The sequence below is a fragment of the Vibrio sp. KUL78 genome, from assembly GCF_059725505.1.
The window spans coordinates 2,688,617-2,700,863 of record NZ_AP045837.1; the positions used below are offsets into that span (position 1 = coordinate 2,688,617).

At 47.8% G+C, this 12,247-nt stretch carries 12 protein-coding genes and 2 pseudogenes; 7 read left to right on the forward strand and 7 right to left on the reverse strand.

Features of this window, described 5'->3' with window-relative positions; genetic code table 11:
* Positions 1-8 precede the first annotated feature (8 nt).
* On the forward strand, positions 9-1,382 hold the full coding sequence (locus AC6I8Y_RS12555) for an AmpG family muropeptide MFS transporter (RefSeq protein ID WP_042477736.1): 1,374 nt from the start codon (positions 9-11) through the stop codon (positions 1,380-1,382).
* A 39-nt stretch (positions 1,383-1,421) separates the two neighbouring features.
* On the opposite strand, the gene AC6I8Y_RS12560 is transcribed toward AC6I8Y_RS12555, so the two are convergent.
* The 3 genes and pseudogenes from AC6I8Y_RS12560 to AC6I8Y_RS12570 all read right to left on the reverse strand — a co-directional run bounded on the left by AC6I8Y_RS12560 (position 1,422) and on the right by AC6I8Y_RS12570 (position 3,369).
* A complete protein-coding gene (locus AC6I8Y_RS12560; RefSeq protein WP_498020276.1) occupies positions 1,422-2,102 on the reverse strand; it encodes a ChrR family anti-sigma-E factor in 681 nt (226 codons plus the stop codon).
* A gap of 1 nt (position 2,103) precedes the next feature.
* Complete coding sequence (locus tag AC6I8Y_RS12565) at positions 2,104-2,682, reverse strand: RNA polymerase sigma factor (RefSeq protein ID WP_234495369.1); 579 nt, start codon at positions 2,680-2,682, stop codon at positions 2,104-2,106.
* A gap of 89 nt (positions 2,683-2,771) precedes the next feature.
* A pseudogene (locus AC6I8Y_RS12570) lies at positions 2,772-3,369 on the reverse strand (LON peptidase substrate-binding domain-containing protein).
* 302 nt (positions 3,370-3,671) lie between these two features.
* On the opposite strand from AC6I8Y_RS12570, the gene AC6I8Y_RS12575 reads away from it, so the two are divergent.
* The 4 genes and pseudogenes from AC6I8Y_RS12575 (at position 3,672) to csdA (ending at position 7,289) form a co-directional block, all read left to right on the forward strand.
* Positions 3,672-4,469 (forward strand): outer membrane protein OmpK, encoded by a 798-nt coding sequence (locus AC6I8Y_RS12575; protein ID WP_498020277.1) that lies wholly within the window; start codon positions 3,672-3,674, stop codon positions 4,467-4,469.
* A gap of 135 nt (positions 4,470-4,604) precedes the next feature.
* Entirely contained in the window at positions 4,605-5,498 is an 894-nt protein-coding gene (panE, locus tag AC6I8Y_RS12580) for a 2-dehydropantoate 2-reductase (RefSeq protein ID WP_498020278.1), read from the forward strand.
* Positions 5,491-6,097, forward strand: a pseudogene (locus tag AC6I8Y_RS12585) (DJ-1 family glyoxalase III). Before panE ends, AC6I8Y_RS12585 begins: the two are co-directional and overlap by 8 nt.
* Positions 6,090-7,289, forward strand: a complete 1,200-nt coding sequence (gene csdA, locus AC6I8Y_RS12590) for a cysteine desulfurase CsdA (RefSeq protein WP_394150704.1) — start codon at positions 6,090-6,092, stop codon at positions 7,287-7,289. Before AC6I8Y_RS12585 ends, csdA begins: the two are co-directional and overlap by 8 nt.
* A 76-nt stretch (positions 7,290-7,365) precedes the next feature.
* On the opposite strand, the gene csdE is transcribed toward csdA, so the two are convergent.
* The 4 genes from csdE to AC6I8Y_RS12610 all read right to left on the reverse strand — a co-directional run bounded on the left by csdE (position 7,366) and on the right by AC6I8Y_RS12610 (position 10,357).
* Positions 7,366-7,794 carry a cysteine desulfurase sulfur acceptor subunit CsdE gene (gene csdE / locus AC6I8Y_RS12595; RefSeq protein WP_394150705.1) on the reverse strand — a complete coding sequence of 143 codons (429 nt, stop codon included), beginning with the start codon at positions 7,792-7,794 and terminating at the stop codon, positions 7,366-7,368.
* Positions 7,795-7,803: 9 nt separating this feature from the next.
* Positions 7,804-8,616, reverse strand: coding sequence for a tRNA cyclic N6-threonylcarbamoyladenosine(37) synthase TcdA (tcdA, locus tag AC6I8Y_RS12600; RefSeq protein WP_498020279.1), 813 nt, complete (start codon positions 8,614-8,616; stop codon positions 7,804-7,806).
* A gap of 90 nt (positions 8,617-8,706) precedes the next feature.
* Complete coding sequence (gene mltA / locus AC6I8Y_RS12605) at positions 8,707-9,831, reverse strand: murein transglycosylase A (protein WP_252012164.1); 1,125 nt, start codon at positions 9,829-9,831, stop codon at positions 8,707-8,709.
* Between the two features lie 70 nt (positions 9,832-9,901).
* Positions 9,902-10,357: a DUF2850 domain-containing protein gene (locus AC6I8Y_RS12610; protein ID WP_252012166.1), complete on the reverse strand. Its 456-nt coding sequence runs from the start codon at positions 10,355-10,357 to the stop codon at positions 9,902-9,904.
* Positions 10,358-10,502: 145 nt separating this feature from the next.
* Between AC6I8Y_RS12610 and argA the strand changes: the two genes are divergently transcribed.
* Both argA and AC6I8Y_RS12620 read left to right on the forward strand, forming a co-directional pair.
* The gene (gene argA / locus AC6I8Y_RS12615) at positions 10,503-11,840 is read left to right on the forward strand and encodes an amino-acid N-acetyltransferase (protein WP_498020280.1); all 1,338 of its coding nucleotides are present in this window, start codon (positions 10,503-10,505) and stop codon (positions 11,838-11,840) included.
* Positions 11,841-12,053: 213 nt separating this feature from the next.
* A complete protein-coding gene (locus AC6I8Y_RS12620) occupies positions 12,054-12,233 on the forward strand; it encodes a hypothetical protein (RefSeq protein ID WP_498020281.1) in 180 nt (59 codons plus the stop codon).
* Positions 12,234-12,247 lie beyond the last annotated feature (14 nt).

The following is a 12,247-nucleotide window of genomic DNA, read 5'->3' on the forward strand; positions in this document are numbered from 1 at the left end:
AACAAAAAATGACCTGGCTGGACACAGTCAAAAGCTACTGGGATAAAAGACTGCTTTGGGTCTTTATGATGGGCTGCTCCAGCGGCTTCCCGTGGGTGCTGATTGGCTCCAACATGTCTGGCTGGCTCAAAGACGCTGGGCTCACTCGTGCCGCTATCGGCTATTTTGGCTCCGTATTTGCCGTCTACGCAATTAACTTCCTTTGGGCTCCCTTAGTCGACAGGGTTAAACTTCCGCTACTTCACCGCTCTCTTGGACAGCGCAGAAGTTGGATATTCTTGTGCCAAAGCTTTATTTTAGTCGGCACACTGTTTATCGCCGGCGTCAACCCAGCCGAAAACTTGATGTTCACATCAATGCTGGCGTTATGCATTGCGATTTCTTCTGCTACGCAAGACATCGCGATTGATGCATTTCGTATTGATACTTTCCCAAAATCAGAGTCAAACAAACTACCTCAAGCCTCTGCAATGGCAGTGATTGGTTGGTGGACCGGTTATTCGCTGCCTGGCTACTTAGCGTTCATCAACGCGGACTCAATGGGTTGGAATGGCGTTTACTATGGTATGGCGGGTATCGTCGTCATTTTGATGCTGTTCACTCTGCTCGTGGGCGAGCCGAAAACTGATCGTGAAGCGCTGCAAGCTGCCGCAGAAGCGCGCCACAGTAAAGTAGTATCAAATCGAGTAACTAGCTGGTTATCGGTAACCGTCGTGGAGCCATTCTTGGATTTCTTCCGCCGCAACGGTGTACAAGTCGCAATCACGTTATTGTTATTTGTTTTCTTGTTTAAGATTGGCGAAGCCTTCCTTGGGCGCATGTCGATTACCTTCTACAAAGAGATTGGTTTCAGCAACGAGCAGATTGGCTACTACTCCAAACTCATCGGCTGGGGTGCAACGATCGCCTTCACGCTGCTGGGTAGTATGGTTAACGTCAGATTCGGCATTGTTAAGGGCTTAATGATAGGTGGTATCGCGATGAGTGCGAGTAACCTTATGTTTGCTTGGATTGCGAAAGTGGGCCCGAGTGAGCAACTGTTTTTAGCGACTATCATCGTTGATAACTTCACAACCGCATTCTCAACCGTGGCATTTGTTTCCTTCCTCACCGTTTTGACGGGGCAAGCCTTCTCTGCCACTCAATATGCATTATTGGCTTCCTTGGGTAACTTCGGACGGACAACCCTAGCGTCATTTAGTGGAGAAATGGTGGACGCACTCAATGATTGGAGTTTGTTCTTCATCATCACATCTCTGATGGTGATACCGAGTCTAATTATGCTCTACTCACTACGTCACTATTTCAGTGACCTACTCGACAAAGCGAAACACAGCGATGAATCTGTAGCATCAGAAACTAAAACTGAAAGCTCCAACTAAAAAAAGCCCGCAGTTGCGGGCTTTTTTATACAGCGAATCTTACGGGTACATACCTTTACCAAATCGGTTAAAGATACGTGCCACACCCTGAGTGAATATCATTGGCTCGGTCAGAATCGATAAACACAAGCAATCTTGCGAAGCCGATGTTTGCGGAGCGTGCTTGGTTTCACCGTCTTCTCGGATGAAATCACCCTGTGCGTAAAAGCCATTTTCATCGCTAAAGCTGCCGTGAAGCACTAACGTCGACTCAAAGCCCTTATGAGTGTGCTGAGGCACCTGTACCCCCTCACTGATATAAAGTAGGCTCACCTTACAGTCTTCGTCGAGGTCGATACTGGACGTAAACACTTTGCCGCCGTAACTCTTCCAGTCGCCCATTCGATCCACGAAGGGTTTGAGTGTTGCGGGAACTTTGAACGTCTTGCCGTTGACCTCAATCGAAGCGGCAGAGCGCACCTTCGGCTGGCTGTAATCAGCATCTAGCGTTGTAATGTCGTTCATCATATTCTCGAACACGAGCGCTAGATCATTGTCAGATATGGCGCCCTCAGTACCGCTGGCAACCAAATCGTCGGCAGCCTCTTCCTCAAACTTGGCTACAAGTTGACGGCAGTGAGAGCATGTCTCTAAATGCGTTGCGACAGCAGCGGCGTGAGCTGAATCGATGTCGCCCGTTGCAAATTGCTTTAGTAACTCTTGTTCTGGGTGGTAGCTCATACTATTCCGCCTCCATTGAATGTCTTAATTTTTCTACTGCGAGTCTGAGACGGGACTTCACGGTCCCCAGTGGTATATCGAACATATCGGCGACCTGCTGATGCGGTAGCTCTTCCAAATAGACAGCCCGCACAACCTCCCGTTGCGCCTTAGGTAACTCTTCCATGAACTTCAATATCTGCTCCTTGAGTCGATCAGTCTCTGGCGAATAATGCTCGACAAAATCAGGCGGACAGTAATCGGTTGGCCAGATATCATCAGCATGCACATGCAGCTCTTTGCCCTTTTGCTTTCTCAGCATGTCAAAACAAAGGTTTCTGGCAATGGTGTATATCCAAGTTGATAGAGAGCTTTTACTTCCGTCGAACAGATGCGCTTTTTGCCAAACCGTCGCCATGGTCTCTTGAACCATCTCGATGGCGACTTGCTCATTTCCCATGTGCTTGAAAGTGAACTGCTTTAACCTAGGGGAAAAGTAACTAAACACAGTGGCGAAGGCGCGCTTATCACGCTGCTTTATCTTCTCCATACACTCTGCCCACTCTTGTTTGGTGAGCGCTTCTGGACTCTCTACTATCATGCTTATGTCCCTTGGGTTGATATGCCGTATTGCTCCATAACCTTACATTTTACGCGATAAACTTTGTTAGCGATCACCGCTAGTTGCGCTTAGTGTCGCGTTTCTTCTTCAATGTCGCCCGCTTTGAACGCCTGAGTCAAAAAATCGATTGCAACGGAGCAGTCGGGTTGTGTCACTAGGTGCTCAAAGTGGTTACAATCTAAAGGTAGCACCTCTAGCCAGCGTTGACTGACCCAAGCTGCGTCGTCGAAAAAGCGATGTAGGTAAAGCTCTCCGATCTGTGGGAATTTCTTGTAGACATCTTGCAAACGCTCACCTAAGAACTGATTTTCATCACTGAGCTCTGCCGTATCCCAACCTTCTAACCAATCTACCGTCGCTTGCCTCAACCCATCGTCATCGGCTTCAACGTGCTTGACTCGAAACTTTTTGATACCAGAAACGGTTATGCCCAACATGCCGTCATCTAAAGTCTCGAAATCGACGATACTTACAAACGTTCCGACCGCAGACACATTTTTTAGGCACCGCACCTGCATCGCTACTGATTAGACAGACACCGAATCCTGATTCTCGTTTGAGACATTCAGTCACCATACGTTTGTAGCGTGGCTCGAATATCCTCAAACGCATCTTCCCTTCTGGCAGCACCACCGAACGCAGTGGAAAAAGCATTATCTGTTTCATTTTCATTCCCTTTTTAACTACAGATGCTTCTACGCCCCTCAAAAACAAACCGATCAGCAGGACTTTGTTAACTAGATAGATCAGTTGTTAACCATTCACAACACAAAATTGACTGTTTTGTGTACGTTTTATAGAAGTTCCCTTGAACCTTCCTTATTTGTGATGCAAATCACAAACTTTAGTAAACGTTTGCGATGTTGCACATTTACTTTGCGACACAAATCGCTATCATGCCCACCCATCGGATGAATTCGCACGGAAAGCGATCAATTTACAGTACAACTTGAAGAGTAGTTCTCACTATGCGCAAATCACTTTTAGCTCTTGGCGTTGTTGCAGCAGTATCTGCAGTGCCAGCTTCAGCAGAATATCTATACGGTTTTGGTGGTGTTTATCTTGATCACCAGAGCTGGGATCACGGTCCTAACAAAATCGACAACGGCGCTGTTGGTAAACAACGTAACCAATTCGTTCTAGGTATCGAAGGTGGTGCAGGTTTTACTTGGGGTGAGCTATACGGTTTTTACGATCGTGAGAGCGTAGAGAAAAACTCTTCTGAGCAGAAGAACTCTTTCAAGGGTTCTGCTCACGTTTACCTAGGTGACACTGGCGTTTCTCTATACGGTCAGGTTTACCACCACGACAACCCAGCGCAAAGCGAAACTAACCGCGTTCTAGGTCTTGGCTACACTGCGCTTTCAGGCGACAACTGGTTCTTCAAGCCTTGGATTGGTGTTCACGACATCACATCTTGGGACTCATTCAACAGCGTAGATGATGGCATGAGCCAAAACATCAACGGTCGCAATGGCTACATGGCTGGTTGGACTGCACGTTATGGTTTCGAAGCATTTGGTCAAAACTTCTCGTTTGTAAACTGGAACGAAATCGAGTTCGACCGCAATGATGAGTATGCTCGTGCGCAAGGTGGCAAAACCGGTCTTAACGGTGCATTGCTATTCAACTGGCACGCGACTGAGCACCTAACTGCTGCTATTCAGTACCGTTACTTCCAAAACAAGCTAGGCGTTTACGGGTCAACTGGTTACGAACAGCACTACGGTGATGCAATCATCTACCGCCTACAATACAACTTCTAATTCTCTTCGTATTAGATGTTCGAAAAAATGGCGCCCAGGCGCCATTTTTTGTACCTAAAAATCACCTACGAAGCTTTCGACCAACCTAGCTAACTTTGCTATCCTTCTCGCTTCACTCATTACCCGTAGATAATTGTGAACATTACCATTCTAGGTCCTGGTGCCGTTGGCTCCTTGTACGCTTACAAACTTCATCTCGCTGGCCATTCTGTTTCTCTGTGGGGACGTACTCCGTCTCGCAAAACCGAGATAACTCTCGATGATGGGGAAAACATAGCATTCAATAATCAGAGCCTTGAAGATCTAAAACACTGTGATCTTTTGATTGTTACCTTAAAGGCCTGGCAGGTAAAAAGCGCGCTTCTCCCGTTACTGACTCATCTCGATAATGACGCTATTATCCTGTTTTTGCACAATGGAATGGGCACGGTCGATACTCTTGCGGATGAACTGACCGAGCGACCTGTATTACTGGGTACCAGCACACACGGTGCGCTCAAGGTGAATACCAACGCCGTTAACCACACAGGAAACGGGCAAACACTCATTGGCGCTTGGAACCAAAAAGGTCAGCAGTGCCAGTTTGTCGCTGAGGTCTTTGACCATGCTTTTTCACCAACGCATTGGCATAGCAATATCCAGCAAGCGCTATGGACTAAACTGGTCATCAACTGTGCCATCAATCCATTGACCGCAATACTTGACTGTCGCAATGGTCAACTAACGAACGAAGAGTACCGAGCACAGCTAACTGGTATCGTTGATGAAGCCGTTTTTTGCGCGAGCTTTGATGGGGTCAAGTTAGAGGCATCTACGATGCTCGACACCGTTGTGAATGTGGCACAATCTACGGCACAAAACTACTCGTCGATGCACCAAGACATTTATAATAAAAGACAAAGTGAAATCGATTTTATCAACGGTTATGTGGTCAATATTGCTGCAAAAAACAAAATCGATGTACCGAATAACTTATCTCTGTATCAAAAAATTAAGCAAATAGAAGCGAGCTGGAGTCATCATGACTAAAAAGGTACTTGTCCCTATCGCCCCAGGCACAGAAGAAATGGAAGCCATTACCATTATCGATATTATGGTGCGCGCTGGTTTTGAGGTTACCGTAGCTAGCGCCGACTTTGATGGCGCATTAACGATGAAAGCCTCTCGAGGAGTGACCCTCACTGCTGACTGTAAATTAGTTGATATGGCCGACGACGAGTTCGATGTGATCGCATTGCCCGGCGGCGTCGGCGGTTCTGAAGTGTTTCGTGACAGCACACTACTGGTTGAGATGGTTCGCCAGCACAAATACGATGGCAAACTCATGGCGGCTATTTGCGCCGCACCTGCTCTGGTTCTGCAGCACCATAAGCTTTACCCAGATGCCTTGATGACTTGTCACCCAAGTTTCAAATCCCATGTCCCTGAAAACCGTTGGCGCGACAAGCGCGTCACCATGGATATTAACCACAACCTGATTACCAGTCAGGGTCCGGGTACGGCGCTTGAGTTCGCCGTCGAAATCATCATCGCCCTTTGCGGCAAAGAGAAAGCCTGGGAAGTGGCAGAGCCTATGGTGACCAACCCAACCCCTGCATTACCACAAGATGGGAAAATACGATGCCTGATATGCAGTCTATCCGCGCTCAGTTTCCGGCTATCGACGGAGAAACTGTCTATCTAGATAGCGCGGCCACCACTCAAAAACCGCAGGTCGTCATTGATTGCATCACCGACTACTATCGCAATCAAAATGCCAATGTCCATCGAGGCTCCCACTCGCTAACAGCCATGGCGACAACACGATTTGAGAATGCTCGCGAGGCAGTGGCTCGCTTTATCAACGCTGACAGTGCTAAAGAGATCATCTGGACACGTGGCGCAACCGAAGCCCTGAACCTCATCGCTCAAACGTATGCGCGCAGCACGCTAAAGCCCGGTGATGAGATTCTGGTGTCTGAAATGGAGCATCACGCGAACATCGTCCCTTGGCAGATTGTGGCTGAGCAGACGGGCGCGAAAGTGGTAAAAGTGCCTATCGGCAAGCAGTGCCAGTTTGACTTAACCGCATTCGACTCGCTTATTAATAGCAATACCAAAATTGTCGCTGTCGCACAGGTGACCAACGTGACCGGTACAGCCCTACCAATCAAAGATATCGTCGCCCTGACTCGTGCCAAGAGTCAGGCGATTGTGATCGTCGATGGCGCTCAAGGCATCGTCCACCAGCCAACCGATGTTCAAGACCTCGATGCGGATTTTTACGTTTTCTCTGGACACAAGCTTTACGCACCTGCGGGTATTGGCGTTCTTTACGGAAAACTCGCTATCCTCGAAGTGATGCCACCCTGGCATGGCGGCGGCAAGATGGTTGAAAAAGTCTCGTTTGAAGGCACAACATTCAGTCAGCTTCCGGGGAAATTTGAGGCCGGTACGCCAAATGTTGCCGGAGCACTAGCGCTGGCTTGTTCGATAGAATGGCTTAGTCAATATCCTACTAGCGAGCTCGAACAGCACATTCATCACCTTCAGCGACTTGCCTTCGATGGATTAAGTCAACTCGACGACATAGAGATCATCGGTTTTCAACCCGGTGCGAGTGTCATCACCTTTGTCATGGATGGTGTTCATCACCAAGATTTGGCGACGCTACTGGATCAACAAAACATTGCCGTGCGCGCAGGTCACCACTGTGCCCACCCGTTGATGGATGCGCTTGGGGTAAAAGGTACCGTTCGCGCCTCCTTTGCTATCTACAACTCGGTGGAAGACGTTGAAAGATTTGTCGCAGCAGTAAAGAAAGCCGTCGATATGCTCTAGACATATCACTTAGCGGGACATAAAAAAACGGTGAGCACTCGAGGCGTTCACCGTTTTTTTATTGGTATTGTATGCGCTAGAGTTCGCTCATTGCTCGCTCGCGAATGATTTCCACGATGGCTTGCAGACCATTGCCTCGAGATGGGCTGAGATGATTGATAAGGTTTAGCTGCTCGAAGTAGTGTGGCAAATCAAATTCGGCAATTTGCTGTGACGTTTTACCATTAAACGCAGCAAGTACAATCGCAATCAAACCACGAACGATACGCGCATCAGAGTCTGCTTGAATGTCCCAGTGTCCATTGTCACAGTTAAGCACCAACCATACTGAGCTCTCACACCCCGATACCAGCACCTTTTCTTGCTTTAAAGCCTCTTCCATGACAGGAAGCTTCTTACCCCACTGGATAACCTGACGATAGCGATCTTCCCAGCCTTTCAGCTCTGCCATTACAGCAACAACATCTTCAGCGTGAATATCAGTACCAAAAGGATTGCTTGCCATAATCAGCCCCTACTTCGCTGCGTATTTTTGAAGAATTTTTTCTACGATGCGAGACACCGCGACAAGACCAAAGGTCGCCGTTACAACGGTTGCCGCACCGAACCCACTCGCACAATCCATACGCTTAGGTCCTTCAGCGGTTGATTTCACGCCACACACGCTGCCATCCGCTTGTGGGTATTTCAGCTGCTCAGTTGAAAATACGCAATCAATGCCAAACTTTCGAGCGGGGTTTTTGCTGAAGTTATAATGACGTCGCAGGGTATCTTTGAGCTTTTTCGCTAATGGATCTTGAATCGTCTTGGTTAAATCCGCGACCATGATCTGAGTCGGATCAACCTGTCCACCAGCACCACCCGTGGTGATCACCTTGATCTTATTACTGCGGCAATACGCCAGCAAAGCCGCCTTGGGTTTGATGCTGTCAATCGCATCCAACACATAGTCGAAATCTTTAGAGATATACTCAGCAACGTTATCCGGCGTGATAAAGTCATCGACCAGATTCACTTTGCACTCAGGATTGATAAGTTTGACTCGCTCAGCCATCACTTCAATCTTGCTTTGGCCCACCGTACCCGACATCGCATGGATCTGACGGTTAATATTGGTGACACAGACGTCATCCATATCGATGAGTGTTAGCTCTCCAATCCCTGTCCGCGCCAATGCTTCTACCGCCCACGATCCAACACCGCCAATACCGACAACACAGACATGTGCCGCTCGTAAGATATCGACCTCGCTGTGACCATAAAGTCGACGAGTGCCACCAAAGCGTTGGTTATAGCTGTCAGAGGCTGGTTGGTTCAGTTCGCGCATGGGTTACCTTGCATTTTCCGAGTAAAAAAGAAGAGTGCGATTTATACGCACTCTTTTAGAAAAGATCAACTACGGTAGAGACTCCAGACGCTAATTCGTCGCAGGGTCAGCCTGAGGGGATTGGGTTTCTTCTGACTCGCCCCAAGGATTTTCCGTTGCCGAGTTCTCAAGCCCTAACTTCCATACTCTGCCAAAGTGTTTGTAGTGTCCCGCCTGAGTGCCAGCAAAATCGCCTATACCGTGGTAAAGGTCAAAGTGATTGCCTTTAACGGCACCACCAGTATCGAGAACAATCAGCAACCTCAATTCATGTGCACCGCTCCATGTCCCATCTGCATTCAGCAAAGGAACCTCAGCTAGGATTGGCGTCCCCATTGGAAACGCAGAGCGATCGCCCGCGACCGACGCCATCGGCAATAGAGGAATGCCTGCAGTACCGCGCACTGGGGCTGCGTCTAATGACTTAAAGAACACAAACGACGAGTTTTCCTCGAGTAGTGCTTGTACCGTTTTTTCATCTTGCTTCATCACCCAATCTTTGATCGCTTTGAGTGACATCTGCTCTCTTGGCACTTCTCCACGTTCGATAAGTACTCGGCCAATGCTCACATAAGCTTTATTGTTCTTACCTGCGTAAGCGAAATACTCCAGCGTGTCGTCATCACCGAAGTGTACAAAGCCACTCCCTTGCACCTCCATAATGAATGGGTCGATAAGATTATCTGCGTAACCAAGTTCTAACCCTTGACCATTAAGCGCACCACCATAGATTTCAGCACGTGTCGGACACTCTTGTTGGCAATCTGGAAGTGAATAAACTGGATACTTGAAGGTTTCATCTGGCTTGTGTCTTAGCTCCATAACCGGAGAAAAATAACCGGTAAACAGCACATTGCCTTTATTATCTCCACCACCTAATTGCGCTGCTTGAACACCGTAGTTAGCAAGTTGCTTGGGGTCGCCGCTTTGAACCGCCCAGGCTTCAAGCTGTTCATAGAGTGGCTGATAGGTTTCCGCCATCGAAGGAGAGGCTTTGACCACCTCATCGGCTTGCGCAGCAAAGGTTTGAAAATTACGAGGCTTGTTGGATTCAATCTGCTCGGTTTTATTGAGAAGGCTAGTGAACTCTCCGTCCTGATATTGCTGCGCTCGTTCTGTTTGAGCACAACCAAAAACCAGTAAAACGGAAGCTAGAGGCAAAATACGTTTGATCAAGTTAGTCATTCCTTATGTATCGTGCTTTCAGAATGGCAAACTCTATAATAAATCGCAATAAAACCGAGGGTTATCTCAGGTCTTTTTTGTGTTTTCCTGACAAAACAAACGTGGGCTTGTAGTGCGCTGGTGACAGCTGGCGAATTTCTGTCTTATTTCTATCAAGAAACTGATAACGATATTCAGTGACGCCAACGTTAAACCAAAGTTCTGATGAAGAGATCTCAAATGACGTTGCCACAACTCTGTTATTGATCACCACCCGATTTTCTCCGAGCTCAAACGACTCTCTGGCAAACGGAGCGACATCTTTCTCCTGCCACAAGCCATACACCGCTGCTTTAGGGTTAATCTGTTGATGAACGCGACCAAATAGATCCTGATACAGACCAACCACCGCAAAGGTGCCCACCAGCGCGAGCAAGATTAATGTTCGCTCCAGCCATTTATTAGGTTTGACTGCGCTCTTTTGAGCCACATTCACGTTCACGCCGCTGACAATACTACTCTCTTTGCCGTCACTCATAATCTGCCTTCTTGTGCTTCCTTACTCATATTGTCACCTATGGTTTGCATGAGCAACCTCATCTCAACGGTTAATCAAAATTTTCCTTGCACGAACTTGAATAAAAAGTCATTATTTCAACATAAATAATCCCAGAGTAATTATTGTGAAGATCCGTAGTACCGCCTTAGTAAAAGGATTTCGGCAGTCCACTCCATACGTTAATGCACACCGCAACAAAACCATGGTTATCATGCTGGGCGGTGAAGCATTCACTGACAAAAACTTCACGAATATTGTGAGCGATATTGCGTTGCTGCACAGCCTTGGCGTCAAACTGGTATTGGTCCACGGCGCTCGCCCTCAAATTAATCAGCTACTCGAGAATAACGATTGTCATTGCCCTTATCACAAAGGGGTTCGAGTCACGACGGAGAAGTGTCTCGACTACGTTATGCAGGCCACGGGACGTCTTCAACTCGATATCACCGCACGGCTCTCCATGAGCCTCAATAACACCCCAATGGCAGGCAACCAACTTAACGTAGTCAGCGGCAACTTCGTTATTGCTCAACCGCTAGGCGTCGATGACGGCATCGACTATTGCCACAGTGGCCGTGTTCGCCGTATCGATATTCAAGGCATTAACCAAGTTCTCGACCAGGGCTCTATCGTGCTGCTGGGGCCTGTGGCTGGCTCCGTGACCGGAGAAACCTTTAACCTTCTCTCTGAAGAAGTGGCGACCCAAGTCGCGATCAAATTAAATGCCGATAAACTGATTGGCTTTTGCTCTGAGCAAGGTGTACTTGATGAAGCAGGCAATGCCATTGCTGAGCTGTTTCCAAGCGAAGTCAATGAGCTTATTGAGAAATTTGAAGCCAATGAACTTGCTGACGAAGGTCAAAGCAGTGGCACGCTGCGCTTTCTGCGCGGTGCGCAGTCTGCGTGCCGAGCGGGTATTCCACGTTGCCACCTGATCAGTTACAAAATTGACGGTGCCCTTATCCAAGAACTCTTCTCTATCGATGGTATCGGTACTCAAATCGTCATGGCGAGTGCTGAGCAAGTCAGACAAGCCGATATTGATGATATCGGCGGCATCTTTGAACTCATTAGGCCGCTCGAGGAAAAAGGGATACTGGTCCGCCGCTCTAGAGAACAACTCGAGCAAGAGATACACCAATTCACCATCATAGAAAAAGATGGCTTAGTGATTGGCTGCGCCGCCCTCTACCCTTATCTGCAAGAGAAAATGGCAGAGATGGCCTGCGTTGCTATTCACCCCGACTATCGTGATGGTAACCGAGGTGTATTATTACTTAATCATATGAAGCAGCAGTCAAAAATGAAGGGGATAGAGCATATCTTCGTGCTCACCACTCATAGTCTGCACTGGTTTAGGGAACAAGGCTTCTTTGAGGTGGGCGTGGAGTCGCTGCCGATGGCCAAACAGGACTTATACAATTTACAGCGTCGTTCGAAAATACTCTCCGTCACCGTCTAGTAAACTGCGCTCAGATTCCATTGATGACGACAATTGATTGTATGAAATCGATTGCCGTCATTAATTGGCACAAATTGTTTTACAACTCGCCAATAACTGTCTAAAATTCGCCCAAGTTACAGCAGTAAGTGTGACAGGACTCCCAAAAAGCAGCAAGCTGGCGGGCAGTGCAAGGATTGCTAGGTGAACACCAAAACTCTAAGAGTGACATCTATGCGAACAGTTATTTGCAATTCTATTCAAAGCTTCTGGGACATGGCAGAAAACCACTTCCTAGAAGGACACAATGTCCATTGTGTCTTCCCTGTATCCGAAAAGGTCAAATCACTAATGAAGGTTTACCAAAAGCAGTATCGGATCAACCACATCACCTATTCCGAAGTCTTTAACTAGACATCGAGAATGCA

Bases quoted from the DNA above. Each gene is read 5' to 3' on its own strand.
- AC6I8Y_RS12620 (WP_498020281.1), top strand. From the start codon at position 12,054: ATGCGAACAGTTATTTGCAATTCTATTCAAAGCTTCTGGGACATGGCA.
- AC6I8Y_RS12575 (WP_498020277.1), top strand. From the start codon at position 3,672: ATGCGCAAATCACTTTTAGCTCTTGGCGTTGTTGCAGCAGTATCTGCA.
- AC6I8Y_RS12610 (WP_252012166.1), bottom strand. From the start codon at position 10,357: ATGAGTGACGGCAAAGAGAGTAGTATTGTCAGCGGCGTGAACGTGAAT.
- csdE (WP_394150705.1), bottom strand. From the start codon at position 7,794: ATGGCAAGCAATCCTTTTGGTACTGATATTCACGCTGAAGATGTTGTT.
- AC6I8Y_RS12565 (WP_234495369.1), bottom strand. From the start codon at position 2,682: ATGATAGTAGAGAGTCCAGAAGCGCTCACCAAACAAGAGTGGGCAGAG.
- csdA (WP_394150704.1), top strand. From the start codon at position 6,090: ATGCCTGATATGCAGTCTATCCGCGCTCAGTTTCCGGCTATCGACGGA.
- AC6I8Y_RS12555 (WP_042477736.1), top strand. From the start codon at position 9: ATGACCTGGCTGGACACAGTCAAAAGCTACTGGGATAAAAGACTGCTT.
- AC6I8Y_RS12560 (WP_498020276.1), bottom strand. From the start codon at position 2,102: ATGAGCTACCACCCAGAACAAGAGTTACTAAAGCAATTTGCAACGGGC.
- tcdA (WP_498020279.1), bottom strand. From the start codon at position 8,616: ATGCGCGAACTGAACCAACCAGCCTCTGACAGCTATAACCAACGCTTT.